Raw genomic sequence first — 15,395 nt, 5'->3', positions numbered from 1 at the left:
GGTGAATGTGCGAAGAGGTTACCGGGGGCGGAACGTCCACCGCAGCGACTGTTCGGGGCAACGGCGAACACAGCCGCCCACCGGAACACCCTACGTATGGGTCTGGTGACATCCGGCTACTGCTGGTTCGTTGGGTACGGGAGCCTCCCTGTCACCGGCTCCCGCACTTCCCTGCCCCCAAGGAGACCAACGATGTTCGTACGAAAGGCCGCGTGGGTCGTCACCGCAGTGCTGGGCCTGCTGTTCCCGCTCGTCGCGGTGGCCGCACCCAGCGCGTCGGCGGACGCGCACGCTCTGGTGCGCACGCTGTACTACGACGTCAGCCAGGCCCAGGAGTTCGCGGCGGACTGGGATCGCGCCGCGGTGAACTGGAACAACTCCGTGGTCAACGTGAAGCTGGCCCGCCGGGCCTCGGGCACGCCGACCAACATCCGGATCTACGCGGACAACGGCTGGCCCCGGGCGTACGTCTCGTCGCTCGGCAACGGCACCGTCTACATGGGACGCCAGGCCGTGCAGCAGGGCTACTACCGGCCCCGGATCACCACCCACGAGATCGGCCACATCCTCGGCCTGCCGGACCGGCGGACCGGGCTGTGCGCCGACCTGATGTCCGGCTCCAGCGCACCCGTCTCGTGCCGCAACGACCTGCCGAACGCGGCGGAGCGGGCCGAGGTCGACCGCCGGTTCGCCGGCACGCTGGCCGCTGGGGACGTGCGTGCGGCCGGGTACACGGGTAGCAGCAGCACTGAGTGCTTCGTGTACTGACGCGGCCGGGGTTCGTGGGGTGGGCTCGCGTCCCACCCCACGAACCCCGACACCTGGAACTCCGTCGGACGACCCGCCGTTGGGGTTGCGTGGACGCGGTGGAGACGGTGTTGGCCTGGAGCATCCCCGGCGGGACTCTCACGGTGGTCGGGGTGGCGGTGTACGAGTTGCTGCGCCAGAAGCGGCGCAAGCGCAAGGGCACGCCGCTGGCCACGACGACCGTCAACGAGATCACGGCGATGTTCTACGGCAGCAAGCGGATGGAGCTCGACTACCGGGATTCCGTCGCCGTGATGCGTGAGGAGGAGTCGCAGGGCGCCCCACCACTCCGCGTCGACCTGGACGACGGCGTGGTGCGCCTCCCGCGATCCCCCGACCAGCGCGACGTCAGCGCAGACTGAGGAACGTCAGAGGTTCGACTCCGGTCCACGAGGCCGGCTCTGCACCCGGGGCAACTCCTCGTCGCGGAACGCCTCCACCTCCTCGATCAGCACGAGAACGTCGATGGTCCCCGCGAGTTCGCGGACGCGCTCGGCACGTGTGGCGACGAGGCACTTCTCGATCGCGCGTTCGATCCACCGCTCGCAGTCGACCCCGTCGCCGGTCAGTCGCGCAGGCTGAGGGGGCGCAGGTCGGTCCAGTGCTCCTCCACGTAGGCGACGCACGCGTCCCGGGTGTCCGGGCCGAACCTGGTGGCCCAGCCCGCCGGGACGTCGGCGAACGACGGCCACAGGGAGTGCTGGCCCTCGTCGTTGACGAGGACGTGGAAGCGGCCTTCTGGGTCTTCGAACGGGTTGGTCACGGCTCGATCCTCCGGTCGGGGTCGGTCGTCGCGGCGTGCAGGTGGCGCAGTACCGCGTCGACCAGGTCTTGGGCTGTGGTCGGGGTGAACAGGTCGGTCGCGTAGACGAGGTAGCACGGCACGGGGCCGTCGTCCCTCGGTTCGTAGAAGCTGAGGGTCAGTTCGGCGGGGGTGGTGCCGGTGGGGATGGCTTCCAGGCTGCCGGTGTCGGCCTCCAGGGTCGACAGGACCGCCTTCTCGTGGTGGACGATCATCACTTGCGGGTCGTAGGGCACCTGCACGTCGGCGTTGTCCAGGGCCGCCAGGTTGGTGGCGCGGATGCGGGACAGCAGTTCGGCGTAGCTGGGGTGCCCGGCGGTGTCGGTGCGCAGCACGATCCGGTTGAAGAACGAGCCGACCAGGTCCGCCAGGGCTTCCTCGGTCCGCCCGGCGGCCATCGTGCCGATCGGGATGTCCGTGCCGTACGGCGTGAGCGCGGCGGCCAGGGCGGCCTGCACCACCATGAACATGCTGGTCCCGGTGCCCGTCGCCAGGTGGTCGACGGACGCGTGCAGTGACGCCGGCAGCTCGAACGGGATCACTTCGGCCGGGTGGCGTCCGGGTCCGGGTTCGCCGGCATAGGGCAGGTCGAGCACGGGCAGGTCGCGCAGGGTCTCGCGCCAGAACGCGTGCTGCTCCTCCCCCACCGACTCGACCACCTCCAGCGACCACAGCGCGTAGTCGGCGTAGGTCACCGGCAGCTCTGTCCACTGTGGAGCTTCACCGGCCCGGCGGGCGGCGTAGGCGTGCTGGAGGTCGCGGAACAGCGGCACCACGGACCACTCGTCCACCGCGAGGTAGCTCATGGTCAGCAGGAACGCCTGAGCGCCGTCGCGGTCGTCCACCACCAGCTGCGCACGGACTGGCGGCTGGGACGCCAGGTCGACCCGCCCACCCGCGAGCGCGCGCAGCGCACCGTCCAGGCCGAGTACGCCCACTACTTCCAGAGGTGGCGCCGGAACCGCCCGCTGCACGCCACCGTCGACCACCGTCCGCAACGGCTCGTGGCGGTCGACGACATCCGCGTACGCGGCGACCAGCGCGGGCACGTCGAACGGCGTGGAAGCCCGCAGCGCCAACGCGTGATCCCACCTGCCCGACGCCCGGCCGCGCTGCACGGGCGACAGCGGCAGGTCCACCGGACGGTCGAACCGGCGCAACCGGGGACGGGCCGACGTGGCGCCGGTCAGCCGCCCGGCCAGCCCGGCGACGGTGGGCGAGTCGAAGACGTCGCGCAACGCGATGTCCACCCCGAACGCCGACCGGATCTTGCCGACCAGCCGCATGGACGCCATCGAGTGGCCGCCGAGGGTGAAGAAGTTGTCGTGGATGCCCGGTGACACGCCCAGCAGCTCGGCGAACAGCTCCGCGATCGCCTTCTGCTCGGGCGTCACCGGACGGTCGTCGCCGGTCAGCGCCGACCAGTCGGGCTGCGGCAGGGCACGGCGGTCGAGCTTGCCGTTCGGCGTCAGCGGGAGCGGCCCGTCGAGGAAGATCACCGTGGCCGGGACCATGTACTCGGGGAGCCGTTCGGCGGCGAACGCCCGCAGGTCGTCCTCAGTCGAGCCGACGACGTAGCCGACGAGCCTGGTCACGTCGCCCGCCCGGTCGGCGACCACGGCGGCCTGGACCACCGCGGGGTGCCGGGCCAGGGCGGCTTCGATCTCGCCGAGCTCGATCCGGAAGCCGCGGATCTTGACCTGGGTGTCGACCCGGCCGAGGAAGTCGAGGTTGCCGTCGGCACGCCAACGCGCGCGGTCGCCCGTGCGGTACATGCGGGCACCGGGCGGACCGAACGGTGAGGCGACGAACCGGGACGCGGTGAGCGCGAACTGGCCGAGGTAGCCGCGGGCCAGACCGCGCCCGGACACGTACAGCTCGCCGACCACACCGGGTGGCACCGGCCGCAGCCGGTCGTCCAACACGTACACGGTGGTGTTGGGGTCGGGGATGCCGATGGGCACGGCGGTGTCCCACTCCGGCTCCGCTTTCCACAGCGTGGAGTTGACGGTGGCCTCGGTGAGGCCGTACGCGGCCAGCAGGTTGAGCCGTCCCGCCCAGCGCCCGATCACGTCCGGCGGCACGGTTTCGGTGCCGACCAGGATGGTGGAGCCCTCGGGCAGTTCGCAGTCGGCGGGCAGGGCGGACACCAGCGACGGCGGCAGGATCATGTGCGTGATCCGGCGGTCGCGCAGGAAGTCGGTCAGCTCCGGTCCGGCGACGCGCACCTCGTCGGGCGCGAACACCAGCCGCCCGCCGACGCACAGCGCCATCGTCAGCTCGAACACGGCCACGTCGAAGCCGACCGACGCGAACTGGAGCACCCGGCTCTCCGACGTGAGCCCCATCCGGTCGATGGCGGTCGCGGCGAGGCTGGAGATGCCCTCGTGCGGCACCACCACGCCCTTCGGCCGGCCGGTCGAGCCCGACGTGTAGATGACGTACATCGCCGAGTCGAGCCCCAACGGTCCACTGCACGCAGTCGACTGGCTGTCGGGTACAGCGGCCAGTTCTTCGCGCACGGAATCCGCGTCGAGGGTCAGGATCTCCACGACGTCGGGGACGGGCGCGTCATAGGTGGTGACCACGAGCGTGGCCGCGGAATCCTGGATCATGTACGCGATCCGGTCGGCGGGGTGCGAGAGGTCGAGCGGCAGGTAGGCCGCGCCGAGCTTCAGGGTGGCGACGACGGTGGCGACCATGTCCGCCGACTTCGGCACCGCGATGCCCACCACGGACTCCCGACCGACACCGCGCGCGGCGAGCAGCCGGGCGATCCGGTCGGACCGGTCGTCCAGCCACGCGTAGCTGACCGACCGGTTGCGGTCGACCACGGCCACCGCGTCGGGCGTCGTGGCCACGCACCGGGCGAACATCACCGGGAACGTCTCCTCCGGCACCACCCGGGCGGTCCGGTTGAACTCGTCCACCACCCGGCGGCGCTCGTCGGGCGCCAGCAGGTCGACCTCGCTCACCGGCGCGGACGGCCTGGCCAGCACCGCGCCCACCAACGTGGTCAGCCGAGCGCCGAGGCGTTCCACCGTCACCCGGTCGAACAGGTCGGTCGCGTACTCCAGCCGGCACACCACCGGCCCGTCCACCACCTCGGTGAAGCTGAACACCAGGTCGAACTTCGCCGTCGTGGTCTCGTGGCCGACCCACGTCACCGGCAGGCCGTCGAACTCCCCCGCGTCACGACCGCGGCTGTGGTACCCGACCATGACCTGGAACAGCGGGTTCCGGGCCGCCGAACGGGTCGGGTTGAGCCGGTCCACCACCGCCTCGAACGGCACGTCCTGGTGCGAGAACGCGGCCAGCGAGGTCTCCTTCACCCGCGCCACCAGCTCGGTGAACGCCGGGTCGCCGGACAGGTCGGCCCGCAGCACCAGCGTGTTCACGAAGAACCCGACCAGGTCGTCCAACGCCTCGTCGGTGCGGCCCGCGATCGGCGCGCCCAACGGGATGTCGTCGCCGGCGCCCAACCGGGCCAGCAGAGCGGCGACGGCGGCCTGCAACACCATGAACATCGACGCGCCGGACGTCTGCGCGAAAGCCCGCAGCCCGTCCGCCAACTCCGGCTCGAACTCGATCTCCAGGTCGGAGCCCTGGAACGTCGGACGTCCGGGACGCGGCCGGTCCACCGGCAGTTCCAGCTCTTCCGGCGCACCGGCCAGCGTCCGCGCCCAGAAGTCCAGCTGCTCCTCGCCGACGACCTCCAGCACGTCCCGCTGCCACACGGTGTAGTCGGCGTACTGGACCGGCAACGGCGTCCACCGCGGAGCCCCGCCGGTCCGCCGCGCCCGGTAGGCCGACGCGAGATCACGCAGGAACGGCCGGTCGGACCACTCGTCGGTGGTGATGTGGTGCAGCAGGATGACGACCAGGTGCTCGTCCGGGGACAGGGACGCGACGGTCACCCGCAACGGCAGTTCGGTGCGCAGGTCGAACGGCCGCTCGACCTCGTCCCGCACGATCCCGGCCACGTCGTCCTCGGTCGCCGAACGCACCACGACCTCGGGCGTGACGTCGTGCAGCACCCGCTGGAACGGCGTGCCCTCGTGCTCCCCGAACACGGTCCGCAGCGCCTCGTGCCGGTCGACGACGTCACCGACGGCGGCGGTGAACGCATCCACGTCCAGCGGGCCGCCCACCTTGAACACCAGCGGGAAGTTGTAGGCGGCGGACGTGCCCTCCATCTGCTGGATCAGCCACAACCGCTGCTGGGCCGACGACAGCGGCAGCTCGGCGGGCCGTTCCACGGGCACCAGCGGCGGCCGGGCCGAGCGCGACCCGACCGAGCCGCCACCGGCCCGTGACGCCAGCTCGGCGACCGTGGGCGCGTCGAACAGGTCCCGGATCGCCAGGTCGACGCCCAGCACCGACCGGGCCCGGCTGATCAGCCGCGTGGCGAGCAGCGAGTGGCCGCCCAGGTCGAAGAAGTCGTCGTCCACGCCCACCGACGGCACCCCGAGCACGTCGGAGAACAACCCGCACAGCACTTCCTCTTCCCGGGTGGCGGCGGCACGCGACGACGCCGCGCCCGTCACCACCGGCTTGGGCAGGGCGCGGACGTCGAGCTTGCCGTTCACGGTCAGCGGCAACGCGTCCACCGGCATGATCGCCGCGGGCACCATGTAGTCGGGCAGGCCGGACTTGAGCCCGTCCCGCAGCACCGCCGGGTCGACGGACGACACCACGTACCCGACGAGCCGCTTCACGCCACCCGGTCCGGCGTCCACCACGACCGCGGCGTGCGTCACGCCGGGTTGCGCGGCCAGCGCCGACTCGACTTCGCCCAGCTCCACCCGGTAACCGCGGATCTTGACCTGGTCGTCCGTGCGGCCGAGGAAGTCCAGGTTCCCGTCACGGCGGGCGCGCACCAGGTCTCCGGTGCGGTACATGCGGGTGCCGGGCGGCCCGTACGGGTCGGCGACGAACCGCTCGGCGGTGAGGCCGAACCGGTCGTGGTAGCCGCGGGCCAGGCCGATGCCCGCGATGTACAGCTCACCGGGTGAGCCGGGCGGCACCGGCCGGAGGCGCGCGTCGAGGACGTACGCACGCGTGTTGCGGATCGCCTTGCCGACGGTCGCCGTCTCGCTGTCCTCTGTGGACGCTCCGAGCGTGTTGATCGTGTACTCGGTCGGCCCGTACAGGTTGTAGCCGTACGTGCCGGGAGTCTCGCGCAGCCGCTGCCACACCGATTCCGGCACGGCCTCGCCGCCGAGCAGCACCAGCGCGGGCACGTGGTTGTCGAGCAGGCCCTCCTCGATGAGCAGCTGCGCGTAGGTCGGGGTCACGTTGACCACGTCGATCAGGTGCTCGTCGCAGTACGCGACCAGGGCCGCGGCGTCACGTCGCAACTCCTCGTCGCACACGTGCACCTCGTGGCCTTCCACCAGCCACAGCAGCTCTTCCCAGGACATGTCGAACGCGAACGACACCGTGTGGGCGATCCGCAGCCGCCGCCCGCCTGCCGCCGCGATGGCCGGCTCGAAGATCGCCTGCTGGTGGTTGAGCTGCATGTTCGTCAGGCCGCGGTACGGCGTGACCACGCCCTTGGGGCGGCCGGTCGAACCCGACGTGTAGATCACGTACGCCGGGTGCTCGAGCGAGAACCGCGGCCACTCGACGTCCTCCGGCGCTAGCGGCAGGTCGTCCCGGCCCGGATCGTCCGAGCTCAACGCGTCCAGATTCAGGTCGTCCAGGCACAGCGCGTCCGGCACCAGCCCGACCGCGGTGGTCGACAGCACGCACAGCGGCTTGGTGTCGTCGATCATCATCAGCAGCCGGTCCGCCGGGTGGTCGAGGTCCAGCGGCAGGTAGGCGGCGCCGGTGCGCAGCACCGCGAACAGCGCCACCACCATCTCGATCGTGCGCGGCAACGCCAGCGCGACCACCCGTTCCGGCCCGGCGCCCCGGCTGATCAGCAGCCGGGCGAGGGTGTCGATCCGGTCCTGCAACTCGGCGTAGGTGAGCCGCCGGTCGCCGAACACCAGCGCGGTCGCGTCCGGTGTCTTCCTCGTCTGGGCGACCAGCAGGTCGGCGATGGTGTCCTCGACCATGCTGTCCGCGCCGGCGTCCCACTCCGCGGCCAACGCGCGGCGCTCGTGGTCGGGCAGCACGTCGAGCGTGCCGAGCAGCGCGTCCGGTGCGTCGACCAGCCGCTCCAGCACGGTCGTGTAGCGGGTGAGCAGGGCTTCGGCCGCGTCGGCGGTGAAGATGTCCGGCCGGGACGCGAGCGTGACGCGGGTCCGGGCACCCGGCGTGATGACGAGCGTCAGCGGGAAGTGCGTTCCGTCCACATTGGACACGTCCAGGACGTCGTGCGCCTGTGCCAGCTCCGCCTGCCGGTCCTCGCCGTCGCCGGTGCGCAGCACGAACAGCGTGTCGAACAGCTGCCGGTGCCCGGCTTCCTGCTGGATCTCGCCGAGACCGACGTGCTCGTACGACATCAGCGCGGTCCGCTCGGCCTGGAAGCGCCGCAGCAGGTCCAGCACGGTCTCGCGGGGGTCGACCGTGACCCTGGTGGGGATGGTGTTGAGGAACATGCCGATGACGTGCTCGACGTGCTCCACCTCGACCGGGCGGCCCGCGACGGCGGTGCCGAACACGACGTCGTCCCGGCCGACCTGGCTCGCCAGCACCAGCGCCCACGCGACGTTGAACACGGCGTTGGCGGTCAGGCCGTGCCGCCGGGCCTCGGCGCGGATCCGGTCGGTCAGGTCTGCGGTCAACTCCTGGTGGAACTCGGCCGGGATGACCGGCTCGCGGGACCGGTCCACCGGCGCGACCAGGGTCGGCTCGCGCAGGCCGGAGAGGGCGGTGCGCCATGCTTGACGTGCGGCTTCGTGGTCCTGACGGGCCAGCCACGTCAGGTAGTCCCGGTAGGAGCCGGGTGGCGGTAGTTCGGCTTCGGCGTCGCGGTACAGCTCCAGCAGCTGCTCCAGGAACAGCCACGCCGACCAGCCGTCCCAGAGGATCAGGTGGTGCGTGATGACGAGCCGGTCCCGGCCGTCCGGGAGGCGCAGCACCAGGAACCGGCACAGCGGTGGCGCGGCGAGGTCGAAGCGCTCGCGGCGGTCGGCGGCCAGGAGATCGGCCGTCTCGGATTCGTCCGCCAGGTCGACCACGCGCAGCGGGATCTCCACGCCGGGCGCGATGAACTGCACCGGTCCGGGCACGCCTTCGCCGGTGAACCCCGCGCGCAGGCTCGGGTTGCGGTCGAGGAGCACGGCTACGGCGCGGCGCAGCCGGTCGACGTCCAACCGGCCGGCGAAGTCCATCGTCTCCTGGGAGAGGTAGACGTCGAGCGCGTCGGTGTCGTAGCTGGAGTGGAAGTACAGGCCCTCCTGCAGCGGCGAGAGCGGCCAGACGTCCTCGGCCTCCGGCAGGGCGCGGCGCTGGTCGTCGGTCAGCACCAGCAGCGGGGCGTCCTCGACGTGCCGGCCGACGGTCTCCACGGTCGCGAGGGCTGCGACCGTGCGGTGCTCGAACACGTCACGCGGGCTGATCTCGACGCCCAGTTTGCGGGCCCGGCTGGACACCGCGATGGACGTGATGCTGTCGCCGCCGAGGCCGAAGAAGTCGTCGTCCACCCCGGGTTCCGGCACGCCGAGCACGGCGGCGAACACACCGCACAGCAGGCGTTCCCGGTCGGTCTGCGGGGCACGTCGTTCCGTGGTCGCGGAGGTCGGGGACGGCAGCGCGTTCTGGTCGAGCTTGCCGCTCGGGGTGAGGGGGAAGTCGGGCAGCGCCACCAGGGCGTGCGGGACCATCGCGGCGGGCAGCGCGCGGGCGATGCCGGTCCTCAGCGCGTCCAGGTCGACGTCCGCCGGCGTCACGTACCCGAGCAGCTGGTTGTCCCGCGCGATCACGGCGGCCCGGCGGACGCCCGGCAGCGTGGCCAGCGCGGACTCGACCTCGCCCAGCTCGATCCGGTTGCCGCGCACCTTGACCTGGCGGTCCGTGCGCCCCAGGTAGACGATCACGCCGTCCGGGCGGCGCACCACCAGGTCGCCCGTGCGGTACATGCGGGAGCCGGGCTCGCCGAACGGGTCGGCCACGAACCGCTCGGCGGTGAGCGCGAACCGGCCGTGGTAGCCGAGGGCGAGCTGCGCGCCGGCGAGGTACAGCTCACCGGGCACGCCCGTCGGGACGGGCCGGAGGAACGGGTCGAGCACGTGCAGCCGGGTGTTCCAGACCGGGCGGCCGATCGGCACGGCCGGGTCCGGCGCGCCGTCGTACTCGAAGTAGGTGACGTCCACGGCCGCTTCCGTCGGGCCGTAGAGGTTGTGCAGCGGCACGGCGGTGAGCGCCAGCCACCTGGCGGCCACGTCACCGGTCAACGCCTCACCGCTGCTGAACACGCGGCGCAGGCTGGTCGACCACCGGGCGTCGTCGCACACCTCGGGGACGCCGAGGAACGCGGCCAGCATCGACGGCACGAAGTGCAGCGTGGTGACGCGTTCGCGGTGGATGAGGTCGGCCAGGTAGGCGGGGTCGCGGTGGCCGTCCGGCTTGGCGAGGACGACGGCCGCGCCTTCGCACAGCGCCCAGAAGAACTCCCAGACGGACACGTCGAAGCTCGACGGTGTCTTCTGGAGCACGCGGTCGTCGGCGGTCAGGCCGTACTCGTGCTGCATCCACGCGAGGCGGTTCACGATGGCGCGGTGCGTGACGACGACGCCCTTGGGCCGTCCGGTCGAGCCGGAGGTGTAGATCAGGTAGGCGGGCCGGTCCGGGTGCGGGGCGGGTAGTTCGACGTCCGGCGCGGTCTCCGCGACGCAGTCCTCCGGCCGGACGACCGTCGTCGCGCCGGAGTCGGCGAGCATGAACTCGATCCGCTCGGCGGGGTAGTCGAGGTCGAGGGGCAGGTAGGCGGCGCCGGACTTGAGCACGCCCAGCAGCGCCACCATCAGTTCGACCGACCGGGGCACGGCCACGCCCACGACGTCACCGGCGTCGGCGGCGCGCAGCCTGCGTGCCAGTGTGGTGGCGCGGCGGTCCAGTTCGGCGTAGGTGAGCGAGGTGCCGTCGTGGACGACCGCTACGGCGTTCGGGGTGCGGGCGGTCTGGGCGTCGATCCGGCTGACGAGCGTGCCGTCCGGGACGTCGACAGCCGTGGCGTTGAGTTCCGCGAACCAGTCGGTTTCCTGCGCGGAGACGAGGCCGAGGTGGGCCACCGGGCGGTCGGGGGTGGTGGCGAACGCGGTCAGCAGCCGGACCAGCCGGTCGCCGAGCGCGGCCACTTCGGCGTCCGGGAGACGGTGCTTGAGGCGGAGTTCGATGCGTTCGCCGGGCATGACCACGAGGGCGAGGGGGTAGTGGACCTGGTCGCGGACCTCGACGTCGTCCACCACGTCCGGGAAGTTCTCGACCACCACCAGGGTGTCGAACAGCTCGCCGTGCCCGGTGATGCGCTGGATCTCGGCCAGACCGAGGTGCTGGTGGTCCAGCAGGCGGGTCTGCTCGTCCTGGAAGCGCTGGAAGACGGTGGCGAGGCTGTCGCCGCCCTTCCAGCGCTGGCGGACTGGGACGGTGTTGATGAACAGGCCCACGGCGTTCTCGATGCCGGGCACCTCGGCCGGGCGGCCCGCGACCGTCGTGCCGTACACGACGTCGGTGCGGCCGGTGAGCGCGCCGAGCAGCAGGCCCCAGGCGCCGTGGAGGACAGTGCTGAGCGTGAGGCCGCGCCGTCGCGCTTCGGCGGTCAGGGCTGCCGTCGACTCGGCGGACAACCGCACGCGGTGCTGACCGTGCCGGGGCGACGCCTCCAGCGCACCCAGCGTGCCCGACGTGCCCGACACACCCGGAGTGCCTGGCACGCCCGATGTGCCCAGCGCGCCCGACATGCCCGCCGTGCCGGACGCAGCAGGCGCGCCGGACGCAGCAGACGCACCCGACGCACCCGACGCACCAAGCGTGCCCGGCGCGCCCGACGTGCCCGACGTGCCAAGCGTGCCCGGCGCGCCCGACGTGCCCGACGTGCCAAGCGTGCCCGGCGCGCCCGACGTGCCCGACGTGCCCGACGTGCCCGACGTGCCAAGCGTGCCCGACGTGCCCGACGTGCCCGACGTGCCCGACGTGCCCGACGTGCCCGACGTGCCCGACGTGCCCGACGTGCCCGACGTGCCCGACGCGCCCGACGTGCCCGACGTGCCCGACGTGCCCGACGTGCCCGACGTGCCCGACGTGCCAAGCGTGTCCGACGTGCCGCGCGTGCCTGGCGCGCCCGACGTGCCCAGCGGGCTTTCGGTCGCCGAGGATGCTTCGCGGAGGTCCCCTCCCCGGGGACCCCTGCTTTTATTCTGCCGGCCGGGTCCGACAATTCTGGTTGGCTCGTCCACATCGGACAGCGCGGCGCGCCACGCGGCGTGCGCGGCGTCGCGGTCGCGGCTTGCCAGCCACGCGAAGTAGCGGCGGTGATCGACCGGTTCCACCCGACCGCCGACCAGCTCCCGCCGGATCAGCCCGACCGACCACCCGTCCAGCAGGATGTGGTGCACCGTCAGCACGAGCCGGTCACCGTGCCGCGCGGCCCGCATCAGGGGCGGCGCCGACAGGTCGAAGCCCGGGGCGCGTTCGGCGGCCAGGACGTCTTCCACGTCATCGGTGGCCGGGTACTCGCGCCAGGGCAGCGTCACCGCCTCAGCGATCACCTGCTCCACCCGCCCGCGCTCGGTCTGCCGGAAACCGGCGCGCAGCAACGGGTGCCGGTCCAGCAACCCCTGCACGTCGTCCCGGCCGGCTTTCAGCGCCAGCACTTCCTGCACCACGTACGAGTCGTCCGCGTCGTACTGCGCGTGGAAGAAGAAGCCTTCCTGCAACGGCGACACCGGCAGCACCGGACCGTCGAACCCGGTCACGTCCAGAGCAGCGGTACCCACCGCGCGGGCGACGCGGGCCAGCCCTGCCACGGTCCGGTGCTCGAAGACCTCGCGCGGCGTGATCACCAGACCGGCGTCACGGGCCCGCGACACCAGCTGCATGGTGACGATGCTGTCGCCGCCCAGCTCGAAGAAGTTGTCGTGGATACCCGGCGTCAGGCCCAGCACGGCCTCCACCACATCCACCAGGGTCTGCTCGACCGGGTTCGTCGCCGGCGCGTCGCCGCCCAACGCCGTCCAGTCCGGTTCCGGCAGCGCCGCCCGGTCGAGCTTCCCGTTCGGCGTCAACGGCAACGGCCCGGCCAGGGGCAGCACCACCGACGGCACCATGTACTCGGGCAGCGTCGAAGCGACGTGCTCCCGCGCGTCCGCCGGAGCCGCCGACCCGACCACGTACGCGACCAGCCGCTTGACCCGCCGGTGGTCCTCCCGCACCAGCACGGCGGCCTGCGCGATGTCGGGGTGCGCCATGAGCACGCTCTCGACCTCGCCGGGCTCGATCCGGAACCCCCGGATCTTCACCTGGCCGTCCGCGCGCCCCAGGAAGTCGATGTTGCCGTCCGCCCGCCACCGGGCACGGTCACCCGTCCGGTACATGCGGGCGCCGGCACCGCCGAACGGGTCGGCCACGAACCGGGACGCGGTCAGCGCCGCCTGCCCCCGGTAACCGCGCGCCAGCCCGCGCCCGCCGACGTACAGCTCGCCCTCGACCCCCACCGGCACGGGCCGCAGCGCCGAATCGAGGATGTAGCACCGCGTGTTGGGGTCCGGCACACCGATCGGCACCGGCCCGGTCCAGTCCGGCTGCGCGGCCCACAGCGTCGAGTTGACGGTGGCCTCGGTGAGCCCGTAGGCCGCGACGACGCGCAGCCTCCGCGCCCACCGGGCGATCAGCTCGGTCGGCACGGTCTCGGTGCCGACGACCAGCACCGCGCCCTCGGGCAGCTCGCAGTCCGCCGGCAGCGCCGCGACCAGCGACGGCGGCAGGATCATGTGCGTGGCGCGGTGTTCGGCGATGTACGAGGTCAGCGCCTCACCCGCGACCCGCCGGTGCGACGGCACGACGATCGCCCGACCGCCGACGCCCAACGACATGCACAGGTCCCACACGGCCACGTCGAAGCCGACGGACGCGAACTGCACGACCCGGCTGTCCGCGGTGATCCCGATCCGGTCCGTCGCGGTCGCGATCAGGCTGCCGATGCCCTCGTGCGTCACGACGACGCCCTTGGGCCGACCGGTCGACCCGGACGTGTAGATCACGTACGCGGCCTGGTCCAGCGCGATGTCCAGGCCGAGGTCGGAGCCGTCGGAGGGCAGCTCGAACCGCGTGTCCGGCGTGATGACCAGCTTCGCGCCCGCGTCGGCCACCATGTAGTCGACCCGGTCACGCGGGTGGTCGAGGTCCAGCGGCAGGTACGCGGCGCCGGCCTTCATCACCGCGAGCAGCGTGACGACGAGGTCGGCCGAGCGCGGGAGTGCCACGCCCACCACGTCTTCCGCGCGCACGCCTTCGGCGACGAGGGCGCGGGCGAGCCGGTTCGCCGCGGCGTTCAGCTCGGCGTACGTGAGTCGGACGTCCTCGCACACGACCGCGACGGCGTCGGGCGTCCGCAGGGCCTGGCGTTCGAACGCCCCGGGCCACGTCACCTCGTCCACCTCGCGGGGTGACGTGCCGAAGTCCAGCAGCCGGGCGCGTTCCGCGTCGTCCACCAGGTCGATCGACGCGACCGGCTGGTCCGGGTCCGCGCCGAGCACGCGGAGGAACCGGTGCTCGTGGTCGGCCAGCTCCTCGGGGGTGCACACGGCCGCGTTCGCCTCGAACGTGACGGACATGCTCCCGTCGGCGCGCGGGAGGAACGACGTGGTGAGGTCGTTGACCGGGCCGAGCGACAGCACGTGGAACGTGACGTCGAGGCCGTCGAACAGGTCCTCCCGGGTGAACCCCAGGTAGTTGACCGTGGGCCCGACCAGCTCGGGGATGCCGTCGCGCAGACCGAGTTCGCGCGCCAGGTCCTCTCCCCGGTAGGCGCTGCGCGGCACGACCTCGCGCACCCCGCGGTCGACGTCCGCGACCAGGCCGGTGACGGTGCTGTCCGGCCGCACGGTGACGCGCAGCGGCAGAACGGTGGACGACATCCCCGGCGTGACCCGGCCGGCCTCGTCGCGTCGACCGGTCATCGGCATGGCCAGCACCAGGTCGGACGCGCCGGTCACGCGGTGCACGTAGGTGGCGACGGCGGCGATGGCCTCCCGTGACGACAACGCGTTCGGCAGCTCGAAGGTCCGGCGGACGACCTCGCGCACCTGTCCGGCGGCACGCGGCACGAGCCGCACGGGCTCCGGGCGGTCCGTCATCTTCGCGTGCCAGAACTCCCGGTCCTGGTGCTGCGCCGGGGAATCGCGGTAGGCGAGGTCGGCGTCGACGAGCGCGCTCGCGGGCTTGGGGCGCGGTTCGTCGGGAGCCGCGTACAGCTCGTGCACCCGTCGGGCGAGCAGCACGAAGCCGTAGGCGTCGATCACGAGGTGGTGGTAGCGCTGGTACCAGACCACGTGGTCGGCGACGCGCAGCAACGCCTGGTGGAACATCGGCCCGTTGGCGAGGTCGGTCAACCGGCCGAGGTCGTCGTCCATCCACGCCCGAGCGTCGGCGGCCGAGTCGAACGACAGGTGCGTGACGTCGGTCGTCACCGGCGCCGAAACCTGCCCCTCTTCGGTGAACCGGACGTGCAGCGCGCCGGCCTCGCCCACCGCCTGCCGCACGGCCGTCTCCAACCGGTCGAGGTCGACCGCGCCGCGCAGCTCCAGGTACCAGCCGATGTTGTAGACGGGGTTGTCGGGCTCCAGCTGCTGTGCCAACCAGACACCGGTCTGAGCACCGGTCAAGGGCAGCGCCATGG

General features: G+C 72.3%; 4 protein-coding genes. 2 read left to right on the top strand and 2 right to left on the bottom strand.

The window, feature by feature from the left end; genetic code table 11:
* Positions 1-192 precede the first annotated feature (192 nt).
* Positions 193-768, top strand: coding sequence for a snapalysin family zinc-dependent metalloprotease (locus OQ02_RS14060; protein ID WP_033438838.1), 576 nt, complete (start codon positions 193-195; stop codon positions 766-768).
* A gap of 89 nt (positions 769-857) precedes the next feature.
* Positions 858-1,169 (top strand): DUF6191 domain-containing protein, encoded by a 312-nt coding sequence (locus OQ02_RS14055; protein WP_081915616.1) that lies wholly within the window; start codon positions 858-860, stop codon positions 1,167-1,169.
* Between the two features lie 203 nt (positions 1,170-1,372).
* Here the strand turns inward: OQ02_RS14055 and OQ02_RS14050 are convergent, their stop codons facing one another.
* Together OQ02_RS14050 and OQ02_RS14045 are read right to left on the bottom strand one after the other, a co-directional pair.
* Complete coding sequence (locus OQ02_RS14050) at positions 1,373-1,570, bottom strand: MbtH family protein (protein ID WP_033438837.1); 198 nt, start codon at positions 1,568-1,570, stop codon at positions 1,373-1,375.
* Positions 1,567-15,393, bottom strand: a complete 13,827-nt coding sequence (locus OQ02_RS14045) for a non-ribosomal peptide synthetase (protein ID WP_231500021.1) — start codon at positions 15,391-15,393, stop codon at positions 1,567-1,569. Before OQ02_RS14045 ends, OQ02_RS14050 begins: the two co-directional genes overlap by 4 nt.
* Positions 15,394-15,395: the final 2 nt, after the last annotated feature.

It is taken from the genome of Saccharothrix sp. NRRL B-16314, assembly GCF_000716595.1.
Taxonomy (GTDB): domain Bacteria; phylum Actinomycetota; class Actinomycetes; order Mycobacteriales; family Pseudonocardiaceae; genus Actinosynnema.
The sequence above is the reverse complement of the archived record's forward strand: the minus strand, read 5'-3'. Positions and strand labels throughout refer to the sequence as shown.

What these genes read in the sequence shown, in the direction of transcription:
- OQ02_RS14045 (WP_231500021.1), bottom strand. Translation starts at nt 15,393, where the DNA reads ATGGCGCTGCCCTTGACCGGTGCTCAGACCGGTGTCTGGTTGGCACAG.
- OQ02_RS14060 (WP_033438838.1), top strand. Translation starts at nt 193, where the DNA reads ATGTTCGTACGAAAGGCCGCGTGGGTCGTCACCGCAGTGCTGGGCCTG.